This is a genomic window from Isoptericola sp. NPDC060185 (assembly GCF_042728595.1).
Classification (GTDB): Bacteria; Actinomycetota; Actinomycetes; order Actinomycetales; family Cellulomonadaceae; genus Isoptericola.
This window is the reverse complement of record NZ_JBHWYY010000093.1, coordinates 1-15,935: the sequence shown is the minus strand read 5'-3', so window position 1 is coordinate 15,935 and position 15,935 is coordinate 1. Positions and strand designations below refer to the sequence as shown.

At 75.9% G+C, this 15,935-nt stretch carries 13 protein-coding genes; 8 read left to right on the top strand and 5 right to left on the bottom strand.

Features of this window, described 5'->3' with window-relative positions:
• Window positions 1-64 precede the first annotated feature (64 nt).
• Complete coding sequence (locus ACFWDO_RS19355; RefSeq protein WP_380325702.1) at window positions 65-1,120, top strand: TetR/AcrR family transcriptional regulator; 1,056 nt, start codon at window positions 65-67, stop codon at window positions 1,118-1,120.
• A 72-nt stretch (window positions 1,121-1,192) separates the two neighbouring features.
• Window positions 1,193-4,222 (top strand): FAD-binding and (Fe-S)-binding domain-containing protein, encoded by a 3,030-nt coding sequence (locus tag ACFWDO_RS19350; RefSeq protein WP_380325705.1) that lies wholly within the window; start codon window positions 1,193-1,195, stop codon window positions 4,220-4,222.
• A 3-nt stretch (window positions 4,223-4,225) separates the two neighbouring features.
• Here the strand turns inward: ACFWDO_RS19350 and ACFWDO_RS19345 are convergent, their stop codons facing one another.
• Window positions 4,226-4,870, bottom strand: a complete 645-nt coding sequence (locus ACFWDO_RS19345) for a TetR/AcrR family transcriptional regulator (RefSeq protein WP_380325708.1) — start codon at window positions 4,868-4,870, stop codon at window positions 4,226-4,228.
• A gap of 101 nt (window positions 4,871-4,971) precedes the next feature.
• Between ACFWDO_RS19345 and ACFWDO_RS19340 the strand changes: the two genes are divergently transcribed.
• From ACFWDO_RS19340 to ACFWDO_RS19330, 3 genes are all read left to right on the top strand, one after another.
• Entirely contained in the window at window positions 4,972-5,997 is a 1,026-nt protein-coding gene (locus ACFWDO_RS19340) for a hypothetical protein (protein ID WP_380325711.1), read from the top strand.
• On the top strand, window positions 5,994-8,174 hold the full coding sequence (locus ACFWDO_RS19335; protein WP_380325714.1) for a YhgE/Pip family protein: 2,181 nt from the start codon (window positions 5,994-5,996) through the stop codon (window positions 8,172-8,174). Before ACFWDO_RS19340 ends, ACFWDO_RS19335 begins: the two co-directional genes overlap by 4 nt.
• Window positions 8,175-8,266: 92 nt before the next feature.
• Window positions 8,267-8,872, top strand: a complete 606-nt coding sequence (locus ACFWDO_RS19330) for a nitroreductase family protein (RefSeq protein WP_380325819.1) — start codon at window positions 8,267-8,269, stop codon at window positions 8,870-8,872.
• Window positions 8,873-8,879: 7 nt separating this feature from the next.
• Here ACFWDO_RS19330 and ACFWDO_RS19325 read toward each other — a convergent pair whose 3' ends face one another.
• Entirely contained in the window at window positions 8,880-10,331 is a 1,452-nt protein-coding gene (locus ACFWDO_RS19325; protein WP_380325816.1) for a PLP-dependent aminotransferase family protein, read from the bottom strand.
• Window positions 10,332-10,421: 90 nt separating this feature from the next.
• Between ACFWDO_RS19325 and ACFWDO_RS19320 the strand changes: the two genes are divergently transcribed.
• The gene (locus tag ACFWDO_RS19320; protein ID WP_380325813.1) at window positions 10,422-11,402 is read left to right on the top strand and encodes an aldo/keto reductase; all 981 of its coding nucleotides are present in this window, start codon (window positions 10,422-10,424) and stop codon (window positions 11,400-11,402) included.
• 35 nt (window positions 11,403-11,437) lie between these two features.
• Here the strand turns inward: ACFWDO_RS19320 and ACFWDO_RS19315 are convergent, their stop codons facing one another.
• The 3 genes from ACFWDO_RS19315 to cofD are packed head-to-tail and all read right to left on the bottom strand — an operon-like array spanning window position 11,438 to window position 13,524.
• Window positions 11,438-11,767 (bottom strand): cupin domain-containing protein, encoded by a 330-nt coding sequence (locus tag ACFWDO_RS19315; protein ID WP_380325810.1) that lies wholly within the window; start codon window positions 11,765-11,767, stop codon window positions 11,438-11,440.
• A gap of 51 nt (window positions 11,768-11,818) precedes the next feature.
• The gene (gene cofC, locus ACFWDO_RS19310; protein WP_380325807.1) at window positions 11,819-12,577 is read right to left on the bottom strand and encodes a 2-phospho-L-lactate guanylyltransferase; all 759 of its coding nucleotides are present in this window, start codon (window positions 12,575-12,577) and stop codon (window positions 11,819-11,821) included.
• Window positions 12,574-13,524, bottom strand: coding sequence for a 2-phospho-L-lactate transferase (cofD, locus tag ACFWDO_RS19305; protein WP_380325805.1), 951 nt, complete (start codon window positions 13,522-13,524; stop codon window positions 12,574-12,576). Before cofD ends, cofC begins: the two co-directional genes overlap by 4 nt.
• Window positions 13,525-13,677: 153 nt before the next feature.
• Here cofD and ACFWDO_RS19300 point away from each other — a divergent pair, with 153 nt between their 5' ends.
• Both ACFWDO_RS19300 and ACFWDO_RS19295 read left to right on the top strand, forming a co-directional pair.
• Window positions 13,678-13,995 (top strand): MTH1187 family thiamine-binding protein, encoded by a 318-nt coding sequence (locus ACFWDO_RS19300; RefSeq protein WP_380325802.1) that lies wholly within the window; start codon window positions 13,678-13,680, stop codon window positions 13,993-13,995.
• 160 nt (window positions 13,996-14,155) lie between these two features.
• Window positions 14,156-15,883, top strand: a complete 1,728-nt coding sequence (locus tag ACFWDO_RS19295) for a hypothetical protein (RefSeq protein WP_380325799.1) — start codon at window positions 14,156-14,158, stop codon at window positions 15,881-15,883.
• The last annotated feature ends 52 nt before the right edge of the window (window positions 15,884-15,935 follow it).

Genomic DNA, 15,935 nt, shown 5'->3' with positions numbered 1-15,935 from the left:
GCCCCGTCCTCGCCACGAGACGGGGCCAAACGCCCGCTCACAACGATGCTGGAATGATGAGGTCATGACGGACACGCCGGAGACGGACCTGGCCGAGGCTGACCGGCCCGAGACCGACGCGCCGGAGCTCCCGCCGAGCCTCGCGCTCGCATGGGGCGTGGCCGAGCGCCCCGAGCGGGTGCCGCGACGGGAGCTCAGCATCGAGCGCATCGTCGAGGCCGCTGTCGAGATCGCGGACGGCGAGGGCCTGGCCGGGCTGTCGATGGCCCGCGTGGCCAAGAGCCTCGGCTTCACCACGATGTCCCTGTACCGGTACGTCACGAGCAAGGACGACCTGTTGCTGCTCATGCAGGAGGCCGCGCTCGACCAGGAGTTCCCGCCGCAGCACGAGCCGCCGGACTGGCGGGCCGAGCTGCGTGAGTGGGCGCTGTTCACGTACGAGCTGTTCCGCGGCCACTCGTGGGTGCTGGACGTCCCGGTGACGGGCGCCCCGCTCACGCCGGCGAGCCTGCGCGCCCTCGACGCGGGGCTCCGCGCGCTGCGTTCCACGGCGCTCTCCGACGACGAGAAGATCGCCACCATCCTGCTCATGAACGGGTACGTCCGGAACGCCGCCCAGCTCTACCGGGACCTGCGGCGGGCCAACACCGAGGGCACGGACGCCGCCGCGGCGGCCGGCCCGGGCCTCGCCGACCTGCTGCGCGCCCTCGTCGACGAGATCCGGTTCCCGTTCCTGCGCCCCATCGTGGAGCGCGGCGCCTACGCGTCGTACCACACGGGGACGCTCGACGACGAGGAGGACGTCGGCTGGGGGCTCGAGCGCACGCTCGACGGCGTCGCCGCGTACGTCGCCGCCCACGGCGAGCGAGGGCCGGAGCCGGAGGACGCGCCCGGGAGCACGCTCCGGGACGCCGGCGTGGCCGAGGCGCTCGCCGTCGCGATGCGCTACTCGTCCGACCCCAAGGTCAAGAAGGCGGCGGCCCGGCGCAAGGAGGCCGACAAGCGCGTCCGCGAGGGCCAGAAGAAGGTGCGCGAGCTCGAGAAGGCCCTGCGCGACGCGCGGAAGGCCGAGGCCGAGGCCGTGCGGGCCGCCCACGAGCGCGCCGAGCGCGACCGCTGAGGGGGCAGGGTCGCCGGGGGGGGCGGCGTGGACGCGTCGGCGGCCCCGGGGCACCGATGGCAGAATCGGCGCGTGCCAGCCGAGACCCGCACCACCCCGACGCCGGACGAGGGCGCGCAGGTCGCGCCGACGCGTGACGAGGTGGAGAGCGCGGCCCGGCAGGCGGCCGACGAGGCCCGCGAGGCGGTCGCGTCGGCGCTGCGGACGGTGATCGCCGGCGACGTCGACACCAGCCCCCGCCGCCGGGCCGAGTACTCCACGGACGCGTCCAACTACCGCGTCGTGCCCGACGTCGTCGCCTTCCCTCGCAGCTCGCGGGACGTGGAGCGCGGCCTCGAGGTGCTGCGCGAGCTGAAGATTCCGGTGACGGCGCGCGGCGCGGGGACGTCCGTTGCGGGCAACGCCGTGGGCACGGGCGTGGTGCTCGACTTCTCGCGACACCTGAACCAGGTGGTGTCGGTGGACCCGGAGGCCGGCACGGCCGTCGTCGAGCCGGGCACCGTGATGTCCACGCTCCAGCGCGCGGGCGCGGCCCACGGCCTCCGGTTCGGCCCCGACCCGTCCACGCAGAACCGCGCGACCCTCGGCGGCATGATCGGCAACAACGCCTGCGGCCCGCACGCCGTGGCGTACGGCCGCACCGCCGACAACGTGGTGGAGCTCGACGTCGTCGACGGCCGTGGCCGCCGCTTCACCGCGGGCCGCGGCGACGCCACGTTCGCCGCCGTGCCGGGCCTGGCGGAGCTCGTGCGCGAGAACCTCGCGCTCATCCGCACGCAGTTCGGCCGGTTCGGGCGCCAGGTGTCGGGGTACTCGCTGGAGCACCTGCTGCCGGAGAACGGGTCCGACCTCGCCAAGGCGCTGGTGGGCACCGAGGGCACGCTCGTCACGGTGCTCGGCGCCACGCTGCGCATGGTGCCCGTGCCCACGGCGCCGACGCTCGTCGTGCTCGGCTACCCCGACATGCCGTCGGCGGCCGACGACGTCCCGCACCTGCTGGCCCACAAGCCGCTCGCGATCGAGGGCCTGGACGCGCGGCTCGTCGACGTCGTGAAGCGCGCCAAGGGGGAGTCGGCGGTGCCGGCCCTGCCCGAGGGCGCGGGCTGGCTGATGATCGAGGTCGGCGGCGCGAGCCAGGACGAGGCGAGCGCGCGGGCCGAGGCGATCGTGACGTCGTCGTCCGCCCTGGCGTCGCTGGTGCTGCCCGCCGGCCCCGACGCCACCAAGATGTGGCAGATCCGGGCCGACGGCGCGGGGCTCGCCGGCCGTACCCCGGCGGGGGAGCAGGCGTGGCCCGGCTGGGAGGACTCGGCCGTGCCGCCCGAGCGGCTCGGCGCGTACCTGCGCGACCTCGAGCAGCTCATGGAGCGCTACGGCGTCGACGGCCTGCCCTACGGGCACTTCGGGGACGGCTGCGTGCACCTGCGCATCGACATCCCGCTGGAGACCTCGGGCTCGGTGCTGCGCACGTTCATGACCGACGCCGCGCGCCTGGTCGCGTACCACGGGGGCTCGCTCTCGGGGGAGCACGGCGACGGCCGCGCGCGCTCCGAGCTGCTGCCGCTGATGTACTCGCCCGAGGCGATCCGGCTGATGGAGCAGGTCAAGGCGCTCTTCGACCCCGAGGACCTGCTCAACCCGGGCGTCGTGGTGCACCCCGCCGCGGTGGACGCCGACCTGCGCCGCCCGGCCGCGACCTCGGTGCCGTCGACGGCGCCGCTGGGGGAGCGGGGCCTCGCCGGCTCGGGCCCGCTGCGCGGCGTCGCGAAGAAGACGGGCCACCTCGGCTTCGCCTTCACGCACGACCACCACGACCTCACGACGGCCGTGCACCGCTGCGTCGGCGTCGGCAAGTGCCGGGCCGACAACCAGGCCTCCGGCGGGTTCATGTGCCCCAGCTACCAGGCGACGAAGGACGAGAAGGACGTCACCCGCGGCCGCGCGCGCGTGCTCCAGGAGGCGGTGAACGGCACCCTCGTGGGCGGGCTGACCGCGCCGGAGGTGCGCGAGTCGCTCGACCTCTGCCTGAGCTGCAAGGCGTGCTCGTCGGACTGCCCGGCGGGCGTCGACATGGCGCAGTACAAGTCCGAGGTGCTGCACCGGACGTACAAGGGCAAGCTCCGCCCGGTGGACCACTACGCCCTCGGGTGGCTACCGCGGTGGGCGCGCCTGGCCGGCGGGATGCCGCGGTTCGTCAACGGTCTGCTCGGCGTCCCGTGGATCGCCAAGGCGGTGCTGTGGGCCGGCGGCATGGACACCCGGCGACAGGTGCCGCAGTTCGCCGAGATCCCGTTCCGTACCTGGTGGAAGCGCGGCTGGGCGTCGCACGGCGTGCCCGGCCTGGGCGCCGGCCAGAAGCCGGGAGACCTGCCCGACCGGGAGCGGCCGAAGGTCGTGCTCTGGGCGGACTCGTTCAGCGACGCGCTCGCGCCGTCCGTGCCGCAGGCCGCGGTGAAGGTGCTGACCGACGCCGGCTACGACGTCATCGTGCCCGACCAGCAGGCGTGCTGCGGCCTCACCTGGATCTCGACGGGACAGCTCGACGGCGCGCGCCGCCGCCTGTCGCAGCTGCTGTCGGTGCTCGGCCCGTACGCCGTGAACGGCATCCCGATCCTGGGGCTGGAGCCGTCGTGCACCGCGGTGCTGCGCTCCGACCTGCTCGACCTGTTCCCCGACGACCCGCGCGCCCAGGCCGTGGCCGACGCCACCCGCACGCTGGCGGAGCTGCTGACCTCCCCGGACACGGCCCCCGACGCCGCGTGGCAGGTGCCCGACCTGTCGGACGTCACCGCCGTCGTGCAGCCGCACTGCCACCAGCACGCGGTGATGGGCTTCTCCGCCGACGAGGCGCTGCTGCGCGCCGCGGGCGCCGACATCAAGGTGCTGGCCGGCTGCTGCGGCCTGGCTGGGAACTTCGGCATGCAGAAGGGCCACTACGACGTGTCGGTGGCCGTGGCCGAGAACGCGCTGCTGCCCGCGCTGCGCGAGCGCGCCGAGGGCACGGAGTACATCGCCGACGGCTTCTCCTGCCGCACCCAGGCGCTGCAGCTCGAGGGCGTGGGCGGTAAGGCCCTCGTGGAGGTCATCGCCGAGCGGCTCTGACCGCTACGCGTCCGTCCGGCGGGTGATCGCGAGGACGCCGGACCGGGCGGGCTCGGGCAGCTCGGGCACCAGCACCACGAGCGACTGCAGCAGCAGCTGCTCCAGCTCCTCGCGCGTGATGCCGCTGCCGCCCAGCCAGGCGGCGGTGACGTTCTCGACCAGCGCCACCCACCCGCGAGCCAGCAGCTGCAGCCGCCCGCTGGGGGTGAAGCCGATGACGCCGGCGGTGGCCGTCATGCGCTCGACCAGCGCCGACCGGACGCGCTGCAGGGCGTCCTCGGTGACGTCGTCGCCGGCGAGCGCGCCGCGCCAGATGTCCTCCCACACCCGCCGGTGCGCGGTCACCGACCCCAGGAACAGGCCCATCGCGTGCGCCGGGCGCTCGGCGAGGGGACGATCGTCGGGTGTCAGGAGGGTCTGCTCGAGGTCGGCCACCGCCTCGAGCGCGACCGTGCGCCGCAGCCCCGCCGTCGAGCCGAAGTAGTGGAAGACCAGCGCCTTGGACGCCCCGGCGCGCGCGCCCACCGACGCGGGCGTCAAGGAGTCCAGCCCGTCCTCGGCGGCGGCCTTCGTGGCCACGTCGAGCAGCTCGCGACGCCGGTCGGACGGCTCGCGACGGGTCCGGGGGCGCGGGTCGGCGGAGGGCATGACCACAGTTCTACGTCGTTATTGACCAGTAGTCAACACTGGTCGTACAGTTGTTGATCGCAGGTCAACAGTGCGTCGCGTGCGGCGGGACAGGAGCAGGGGTGCAGATCACGCTGAGCGGGGTGCGGGTCGAGGGCCGGCGCGAGCCGATGCTGGAGGCCACCGACCTCGCCTGGTCCACGGGGGAGTGCCTCCTCGTGGCCGGCGAGCCCGGGCACGGGCACACCGCGCTCGCGCTCGTCGCGACCGGCAGGTTCGCGCCGTCCGACGGTGCTGTGCGCCTCGACGGCGCCGCCCTGCCGCCGTCCGCGCTGCGCGCGGTCACCGCCGTCGTCGACGTCCCGGGCATCAGCGAGCCCGACGACGCCCTGTCCCTGGCCGACGTCGTGGCCGAGGGCCTCGCCCTGGCCGGTCGCCGCTCCCTGCCGCGCGACGTGACCCGCTGGCTCGAGGAACGCTCCCTCGCCGAGGAGCGCGGCCGCCGCGTGGACCAGCTCGCGGGCGCCGTGCGCACCGCCGTCCTCGCGGCCCTGGCCGCCGAGAACCCGGACGTGCGGTTCGTCGTGCTGACGCTGCCCGACCGGCACGGCGGCGAGCCCGCCGGGTGGTGGGAGACGGCCCGCGCGCTCGCCGCGTCCGGCCTCGGCGTGCTGGTCCAGTGCACGCGGTCCTCGGCCCGCGAGCTCGGCGCCGACCTGCCGCCCGCGCGCGGGCAGAGCATCCACGAGCCGCCGCAGGTCGTGCTGCGCGAGACGCCCGGCGCGCCGCCCGAGGCTCCGGCGCCGTCCGACGACGAGACCCTCGCGCTGCCCGCGGCGTCACTCGCGGAGGCGACCGCCGTCGTGCCCGCGGTCGTGCCCGCGGTCGTGCCCGCGCCCGCGCCCGAGCCCGAGCCGGATGAGGACGGCGACCTCGAGATCGAGGACGAGCTGGAGCCGTCGCCCGACCCGGACCCGCGCGCCGAGGAGGACGTCGACGAGGCGCCCGAGGCGGCCGCGGACGACACGCCCATCCACGACACGCCCATCCGCGACACGCCCATCCACGACACCCTGGTCGCGGCACCGAGCGACGGCGCACCCACCGACGACGCACCCACCGACGAGACCCAGGAGGAGGCCCGATGACCGCGGTCCGGCTCGCGCTCTCGGAGCTCAAGCGCCTCGCGGCCGGGCGGCTCCCCAAGCTCGCCATCCTCGCGATGGCGCTCATCCCCACGCTGTACGCGGGGCTGTACCTGTTCGCCAACCACGACCCGTACGGGCAGCTCGAGCAGGTACCAGCGGCCGTCGTCGTGCAGGACGAGGGCACCACCACGACGGACGCGGAGACGGGCGAGAAGACCGAGCGGGACTTCGGCCGCGACGTCGCGGACCAGCTGCTCGACGACGGCGGGTTCGGCTGGGTCGAGACGTCCCAGGCGGACGCGGAGGCGGGCGTGCGCTCCGGGCGCTACGACGCGGCGCTCATCATCGGGCCGACGTTCTCGGCCGACCTGGCGTCGGCGGGGGAGTTCGAGCCGCAGCAGGCCAGCCTCACGCTCATCACCAACGACGCGAACAACTACCTCGCGGGCACCATCTCGGACACGATCGTGGGCAAGGTGCGCGACTCCATCGCGGAGGAGGTCGGCACGGAGGCGGCGGACACGTTCCTGCGCGGCTTCGCGTCCATCCACACCAATCTCGCGGACGCGGTGGACGGCGCGCAGAAGCTGCTGAAGGGCGCCACGACGCTCGACGACGGCCTCGCGGACGCCGACGACGGCGCGCACACGCTCGCCGACGGCGCGCAGCAGGCGGCGGACGGCGCCGCGACGCTCGACGGCAAGGTCGGCACCCTGGCGTCGGCGGTCGGGCAGCTCGACGACGGCGCGGGACAGCTCGCGTCCGGGCTCGGGACGCTGCAGGACAAGACCGCGGACCTGCCCGCCCAGACGAAGAAGCTGTCCGACGGCGCGGCGCAGGTGGCCGACGGCAACGCGCAGGTCGCGCAGTACGGCCGCGAGGCCGCGGACGCCGCGGGGCAGGTGCTGCCCACCCTCGACGGCGCCCGCTCCGACGCGGCGGACGCCCTGGACCAGGGGCGCGCGGACCTCGACCAGCAGCTCGCCGACCTCTGCGCGCAGGTGCCGGACGACGCCGCCGACCTCGCGACACAGTGCGCCGACCTGCGCACCCAGGCGCTCGACCGGCTGGACGCCACCCGCGCCGACGTCGACGGCGCCCTCGACGCGCAGCGGTCCGACGTGAAGGCCGCGGTGTCGAAGGTCGAGGGTGCCTCGACCAAGCTCGGCCAGCTCGCCGACGGGTCCCGGCAGGTGGCCGACGGCGCAGCGACGCTCGCGGGCGCGACGCCGCAGCTCACGGCAGGCATCGCGTCGGCGGCGGACGGCGCGGACCGCCTGGCCGACGGCACCGGGCAGCTTGCCGACGCCACGCCCGCCCTCGTCGACGGCGTGCACCGGTTGGCCGACGGCACGGGTCAGGTCTCCGACGGGGCCGCCGACCTGGCGGCCGGAACGACGAAGCTCGCGGACGGCTCCGGGGAGCTCAAGGGCGGCATCAAGGACCTGCGCGACGGGCTCGCCGAGGGCCTGGGCCAGATCCCCGACCTCGACGACCAGACGCGCGAGGACACGGCCTCCACCATCGGCAACCCGCTGGAGGTGCGCAACGAGGCGCTGTCGTCGGCGGGCACCTACGGCGCCGGGCTCGCGCCGTTCTTCCTGTCGCTGGCCACGTGGATCGGCGCGTACGTGCTGTTCCTGCTGGTGCGGCCGCTGTCGACGCGGGCACTCGCGGCGGGCCGGTCCGCGTTCGCGACGGCGCTGGGCGGTTGGGCGACGCCGGCCGCGATCGGCGTCGTGCAGGTGGCGGCGATGTTCGCCGTGACGAAGTTCGCGCTGGACATCCAGCCGTCGTACGGGCTGTTCACCGCGCTGTTCCTGGTGCTGGTGTCGGCGACCTTCGTCGCGATCCTCCAGGCGCTGAACGTCTGGCTGGGGGCGGCGGGCCAGTTCCTGGGGCTCGTGCTCATGCTGGTGCAGCTCGTCACCGCGGGCGGCACGTTCCCGTGGCAGACCATCCCGCAGCCGCTCAAGGCGATGCACCAGTTCATGCCCATGACGTACGCCGTCGAGGGGCTGCGCCAGCTCCTGTACGGCGGCAACCTCGCGACCGTCTCCCGCGACGTCACGGTGCTGGTCGGCGTCCTCGTCGTCGCCCTCGCCCTCACGACGCTCGCCGCCCGCAAGCAGCGCGTGTGGACGGTGACCAAGCTGCAGCCCGAGCTCGTCCTCTGACGGGTGCCGAACAGGCAGTTGACACCGTGATGGGGCTCCGCCGGGCCCGATCACGGTGTCAACTGCCTGTTCGGCGGGGGCAGGATGGGCGCGTGGAGTTCCAGGACGTGGTGCGACGACGGCGGATGGTGCGGCGGTTCACGGACGAGCCCGTGGCCCCGGAGACGGTGGAGCGGCTGGTGGGCAACGCCGTGCGGGCCCCCAGCGCGGGGTTCTCGCAGGGCTGGTCGTTCCTCGTGCTGACGGAGCCGGAGGACCGCGAGCGGTTCTGGGTGGCGACGACGCCGGACGCGTCGCAGCGCGACATGTCCGCATGGCTCGCGGGGATGCGTACCGCGCCCGTGCTGGTCGTGGCGCTGTGCTCGAAGGAGGCCTACCTCCGCCGGTACGCCGAGGACGACAAGGGCTGGACCGACCGCGACGAGGCGCGCTGGCCGGTGCCCTACTGGCACGTCGACGCCGGCATGGCCTCCCTGCTCATGCTGCAGACCGCAGTCGACGAGGGCCTCGGCGCCTGCTTCTTCGGCATCGGGGCCGGCGAGATGCCCGCGTTCCGGGCGGCGTTCGGCATCCCCGACGGGTGGGTCCAGACCGGCGTCGTGGCCGTCGGGCACCCCGCCGACGGCGGGGCGAAGGGCTCTCCGACGCGCCGGCGGCGCAAGCCGCTGGAGGACGTCGTGCACCGCGGGCGGTGGTGACGGCCGGTCAGGGCCCGACGGAGCGGACCGCCGCGGCGAGCGCCCCCACCGCCTCCTCGACCCGCGCGTCGGCGAGGTTCCCGTACCCGACCACCAGGGCCTCGGCGGGAGCGCCGGGCAGCGGCGCCGCCGTGACGCGGTAGCGCCGCACGTCGGCGACCGCGACGTCGCGCGCCGCGGCGGCCCGCACGACGTCGGCCGCGGCGACGCCGTCGGGCAGGCCGAGGACGACGTGCAGCCCGGCCGCGAGGCCGCTCACAGGCAGGCCGGGGAGCGCGGCGTCGAGCGCGTCGAGGAGGGCGGCGCGGCGGCGGCGGAACCGGCCCCGCGCGGCGCGCAGGTGGCGCTCGTAGCCGCCGTCGGACAGGAACCGCGCCAGCGCGAGCTGGTCCACCGTCGACGGCGCCACGCCGTCGGGCCGGGCGTCGAGGCGCTCGCGCCACCGCGGCGGCAGCACCAGCCAGCCCAGCCCGAACGCGGGCGAGACGGTCTTGCTGAGCGACCCGAGGAGCGCCACACGCCCCGGGTCGTGCCCCTGCAGCGCGGCCACGGGTCGCCGGTCGTAGCGGAACTCGGCGTCGTAGTCGTCCTCGACGACCAGCCCGTCGACGGCGCGGGCCCACGACACGAGCGCGTCGCGTCGCTCGGGCGCGAGCGCGACTCCCGTGGGGAACTGGTGGGCCGGTGTGACGAGGGCGGCCCGCGCGCCCGTGCGGGCGCCCGCCGCAACGAGGGCGTCCACGTCCACGCCGCCCCCGTCGACGGGGACGGGCACAGGGACGAGGCCGCCGTCGCGGGCGACGTCGCGCAGGCGCCCCCAGCTCGGGTCCTCGACCAGCAGCGCGCGGTGGCCGGCGGCCTTCAGCGCGCGCACGAGCCGGGCCATGCCGTCCGTCGCGCCGTGGGTGACGAGGACGTCGTCCGCGCCCGCGCAGGTGGAGCGCGCCCGCGCCAGGTAGGCGGCCAGGGCCGCGCGGGTGCCGGGGTGGCCGGCGGGGTCGGGCGCGCCGAGGTCGGCGTCGGGGGCGTCGGCGAGGGCGTCGCGCAGGGCGCGCAGCCACGCCGCGCGCGGCACGTGGCGCAGGTCGGGGACGCCGGGGGCGAGGTCCAGACGTGCGCGGGCACCCGGGGCGTCAGGGCGGGCAGACGGTCCTGGGGAGGGGGTCGGTCGGACGGCGCGCGCGGCGCCGGCCGCGATCCGCGTGCCGGACCCGACACGCGCCTCGCAGAACCCCTCCGCGACGAGCTGCCCGTAGACCTCCGTCACGACCCACCGGGACACGCCCAGCGTCTCGGCGAGCGCACGGCTCGGGGGCAGCGCGGCACCGGCCGGGACGCGCCCGGCGTGGACGGCGTCCCGGACCGCGCGCTCAAGACGCGCGACCAGGGGCGCGTCGTCGTGCCCGAGGTCGAGCACGGTGTCCCACGCGAGGCGCGGATTGGTCTGGGCAAGTGCCATGTCATTGGACGGTACACCCGGGCCGATCGACTCCTAGCGTCGGTCGTGTCAGCCGGCGGGCCACGCCGGCGCCCACGAACAGGAGCACCCATGCGCTACCGCACCCTCGGTGACGGCACCACCTCGTTCGACGTCAGCACCCTGTGCCTCGGCACCATGTACTTCGGCACCCGGACGGACGAGAGGACGTCGTTCGCGATCCTCGACCGCTTCGTCGAGGCCGGCGGCACCTTCCTCGACACGGCGAACAACTACAACTCCTGGGGCCTGGGCCACGGCCGCGACAGCGAGGACCTGCTCGGCCGCTGGCTCGCGGCCCGCGGGAACCGGGACCAGCTCCGCCTGGCCACCAAGGCGGGCGCCGCGAAGAAGGACCCGAACCTGCCGCTGCAGATGGAGGCGCCCACCAACTACCAGGGGCTGGGCGCGGAGACGATCGCCTGGGAGGCGCGCGAGAGCCTGCGCCACCTGGGCGTGGACCACATCGATGCCTACTACGGGCACGTGGACGACTACGACACCCCGCTCGCCGAGACCGTCGGCGCATTCGGCAAGCTCCAGGCGGAGGGGATCATCGGCATCGCCGGCATCTCCAACGTCGCGCTGCACCGCGTCGTCGAGGCCCGCGAGGAGGCCCGCCGCCAGGGCGTCGCGCCCTACGGGCTGGTGCAGCAGCAGCTCACCTACCCCTACCCGCGGCCCGACGTCGGCCGCCACAACTGGGCGTCGTACGAGCTGCTCGACTACGCGCGAGCCTCGTCCGACGCGGGCAGCCCGCTCGCCGTCGTCGCCTACTCGCCGCTCATGCAGGGCGCGCTGGTCCGCGACGACAAGCCGCTGTGGGACGGCTTCGACCACCCCACCACCCACGAGCGGCTGCGCGTGCTGCGTGAGGTGGCGGCCGAGATCGGCGCCACCCCGAACCAGGTGGTGCTCGCCTGGCTGATGGGCGGCGACGTGCCCGTCGTGCCCATCGCGGGCGCGAGCAGCCTCGCCCAGCTCGAGGAGATCCTCGGCGCCGTCGAGCTCGACCTCGACCCGGAGCTGCGCGCGCGCCTCGACGCCGTGTGACGCGTGCTCGCGTCAGTCCCCGCCGCGGCCGGTCGTCACTCGAGCCACTCGGTGACGAACCGGTCGTTGGCGTGCACGTGGATCGCCTCGTACACCTCCGGCCCGATCACCGTGAACTTGTGCGGCGTGCCCGCCGGCGCCACGAGGATCTGGCCGCCCACCGCGACCACCTCGTCGTCGCCCACCCGGAACAGCGCCCGCCCCGACCGCACGACGAACGTCTCCGTGTAGGGGTGCCGGTGCAGGCGCGGGCCGGCGCCGTCGCGGTCGATCCGCTCGAACATCAGGGACACGGTGGAGCCGTGGAGGTACCCCTCGAAGTCGGCGTCCGGCAGGGTGGACTGCTCGATCAGCTCGATGCTCATGGGGTGATGACCGCGGCGCCGCGGTGAACTGAGCGGCGCCCGGCCGACACGTCAGGGCAGCGGGAGGTCGAGCCCCCGGCGCAGGCGGTCGCGGACGGCGCGGGGCAGCTCGCCCCAGTCGTCCACGGTGTCGAGGTCGACGGCGGTGCCCGGGCGCCGCAGCACCACCGCCCGCAGTCCGGCGCGCTCCGCCTCGGCGACGTGCGCCGCCCGCGACCCCTCCCCGAAGCGGAAGGCGAACGGCGCGGCGGCCGGCAGCGCGAGCAGGTTGGTGCCGGCGAGGTGCCGGTCGGTCGCGACGACGGCGGTCGCCGGGCCGTCCGCGTCGTCGGGGTGCGCGTCGTCGGAGGCCGCGCCCGCGGCGAGGAGGGCGGCGACGTCGTCCGTCCCCAGCAGCGGCAGGTCGGCGTGCGCGACCACGAGGCGCGCGGCGCCGCGCTCGACGGCGAGCTCCCGGCCGACGTCGAGCGCCGCGTTCAGCCCGGGCCGCTCGGGAGGCTGGGCCACGATCTCGACCGGTGGCCCGCCCGGCGCGGCAGTTCCGGTCCGCGTCGGCAGCCCGAGCTGCCGCGCCGAGCCGGAACTGCCGACACGAGCGTGGGGTCCGAGCGTCTCGACGGCGAACGGGACGTCCGCAGTGACCACGAGCACCCGGTCGACGCCGTCCGACGCCCGCAGGACGGCGACGACGTGCCGGGCCAGCGCCGCCACGAGCCGCCGCCTGGCCGCGGGGTCGAGCGCGGCGGCCAGCCGCGACTTGCCGGAGACGCCGTCGCGCAGCGGCACGACGGCGACGGTGCCGCCCGTCATCCGAGGGCGAGGAGCTCGCGGGCCAGGCGCTCGCGACCGGCGGGCCCGCCCATGATCGTGTCGGTGACGAGCACCTCCACCCCCAGGTCGCGGATCGGGCCGGCGAGGTTCGCGTCGGCGTCGTCGATGACCATCACGTCCACGAGGCCCGCGTAGAGCCGGGCCACGCCCAGCGCGGACACCTCGTGCCCGAGCGTCTCCAGGATCTGCGCGGCCGGGCCCTTGATCGCCTGCCCGCCCACGATGGGGCTCACGGCCACGCGCCGCGCGGGCGAGGCCAGGACGGCGTCGCGCACCCCGGCCACGGCCAGCACCGGCTCCACGGACAGGAACGGGTTGGACGGCGCGACGACGAGCAGGTCGGCGTCCGTGACGGCGTCGAGCACCCCGGGCGCGGGCCGGGCGGCGTCCACGCCGTCGAGCTCGATCCCCAGGACGGCGTCGGCGTGCTGCCGCCGCACGAAGTACTCCTGGAACGCCACCCGCCCCGACGGCGTCTCGACCAGCGTGCGCAGCCGGTCGTCGGTGACGGGCAGCAGCCGCGCCCGCACCCCCAGGGACGAGGCGAGCCGGGCCGTCACGGCGCCGAGCGGTTGCCCGTCGCGCAGCGCGGCCGTCCGCACGACGTGGGTCGCCAGGTCGCGGTCGCCGAGCGTGAACCAGGTGTCCTCGCCGAGGCGCGCGAGCTGGTCGAGGGTCGTGTACGTCTCGTCGGTCAGCCCCCAGCCGCGGGCCTCGTCGTTCAGCCCGGCGAGGGTGTACATGACGGTGTCGACGTCGGGGGAGACCAGCAGGCCGTGCCGCTCCGTGTCGTCGCCGACGTTCACGACGACGGTGAGGCCGCCGTCCGCGGTCGGGGCGCCGCCGTCGGGCAGGGCGAGGGCGAGGCCGTGCGCCAGGCGGGCGCCGCCGACGCCGCCGGCGAGAAGGGTGACGCGTGTGCTCACCCGACGAGCCTACGGTCCCCCCGGCCCCGCCCGGGTGCGTGGACCGGTGCCGCCGAACAGCCGGTGGCGCCGAACAGGCAGCTGGCACCGGTATCGGGGCCCGAGCGGCCCCATAGCGGTGTCAACTGCCTGTTCGGCACGCAGAATGGGCGTATGGCCGTCTTCGCTTTCTCCGTCGCCCCGCTCGGCGCGGGCGAGTCCGTCGCGGACTCCGTCGCCGCCGCCGTCCGCATCGTCCGCGAGTCGGGGCTCCCCACCCGCACCACCGCGATGTTCACCGAGATCGAGGGGGACTGGGACGAGGTGATGCCGGTGATCCAGCGCGCCACGGAGGCCGTGGGCGCGGGCGGGCACCGCGTGTCGCTGGTGATCAAGGCGGACATCCGCCCCGGGTACACCGGTCAGCTGGACGCGAAGATCGCGCGCGTCGAGGAGCGGCTCGCCGACGACGGCGGCGCCGGGCACGCGTAGCCCCGGCGCCTGACGACCGTCCGTCCGACCTCGTCGGAGGGCGTCCACGCGCGCCGCCGCGCGTCTGGGAGGCTGCTGTGGTACAGGACACGTCGCGGGGGCCGTAGGCTTGGCCGGGATCCGGCCGCCCGGGCCGTGATCTGAGCCAGGAGTGGTCTGCATGCCCCTGTTCGAGGTCGACGCCCAACGGCCCCTCCTCGTCCAGCCCGACCGGTCGCCCGCAGCAACCGCGCAGGGCGTCGGCACCACCGCTCACCGGGTGGTGGACAGTCACATCGACGGGCTGCTGGGTGAGCAGATCTTCCCCGTCAGTCCCGGCGCCGGGCCGGACGAGCCCCACCTCCTCGCGCTCGACGCGACCGGGTCGCCGGTCGTCGTGGAGCTCGTCGCCGACCTGGACCGCGCCGCCCTCACGCGGGCCCTCGACCACGCCGGCGCCGCCGGCCGGCTGACCCGCGGCGCGCTCGCCGAGCGGTACCACGGCGGCCCGGCGGCGTTCCACCGCGACGTGTCGGCGTTCTACGACAGCGTCCCGATCACGCGCTCGCAGCCCGGCCGGAGCAGCGCGCGGCTCATCGTCATCTGCCAGGAGGCGAGCGAGGAGATCCTCAACGCCGTCGACTTCCTGCGCCAGCCGACGATGCCGGTCGAGGTGCTGAAGATGGGCGTCGTGCACAGCGCGGACGGCCGCCGCTTCGTCGACGTGTCGCCGCTCGTCATCCACCCGGCGTCCGCGCCGTCGGCCCCGAGCCTGTCCGCGCCGGAGAGCGCCCGGCCCGGGCTCGGTGTCCCCGCGACCGACGCCGTCTCGTCCGCGCCGCGACCGGCCGACGCGCGCGCGGCCGACGCGCCCGTCGGCGTCGACCCCGAGACCTTCGCGGAGGGGGTCGCGGTCGGCCTCGCCCTCGGCGGGAAGATGCCCGCCGCGACGCAGCCGGCGCGGGACCACGTGGACGCCGCCCCGCCTACCCGCACGCGCCGCCGCGCCGCGCGGCCCCGGACCGCGGAGTCCGGCGCCGACGCGGGCCTGCCGAGCGGCCCGCTCCCCGTGCCGGCGGGCCCGCCGCCGGCCCCGGACCCGGCGCCCGCGCCCGCCCCCGCTCCGCACGCGGAGCCGGACGACCTGGACACGACGCTGGAGCACCTGCCGCGCCCGCTGGCGAGCCGCCGCTCCGCCGCGGCCGAGGTCCCGGAGCCGCCGCGCCGCCGGTCGCGGTCCGACCGCTTCACGTCGCACCCCGAGGTCGACGAGCCGGCACCCGGGCGCGCCGGGCTGGGCCAGGCCTTCGCCGAGGTCGCCGCGCCGGCCTTCGACCTGCCGGTGCCCGAGCCTCGGTGGTCCGGCGTCGAGGACGACCTTCCCCGTCTGCAGGTGCCGCCGCTGGACCCGCCGCGGCTGAGCGCCCCGCCGCTGGACTCGCTCGACGACGGCTGGACGCCCGCGCCCCGGGACCCGGGCTACGACCCGCTGACCTCGCCGGTGCCGCCGGAGCCCGCCCACCGGCCGTGGGCGGCGCCGGAGCCGGCCCGTCAGGCGTGGGAGCCGCAGGAGCCCGTCCGCCAGCCGTGGGAGTCCCCGGAGCCGGCACCCCGGCCGTGGGAGCCCGTGCCGGGCGACGACGAGGTGGACGAGGACCTGGTCGCGCTGGCCCGCACGCTGGTGCACCCGACGACGATCGTCTGGTCCCGTCCGCGCCGCCGGCAGTACTTCGAGGCCGTGCTGCACCAGGACGGGGCGATCGAGCTCGCCGACGGGTCGCGCTACCGGCACCCCGATCATGCGGCGTCGGCGGCGTCGGGCTCGCCCACCGCCGACGGCTGGAGCGTGTGGCGCCTCGGCACCGACGGCCCCACCCTGCTGGACGCCTACCGCCACCGCTTCGCCTGAGTGTTGTGAGCGGGCGTTTGGCCCTGTTTCGCGACCGAAACAGGGCCAAACG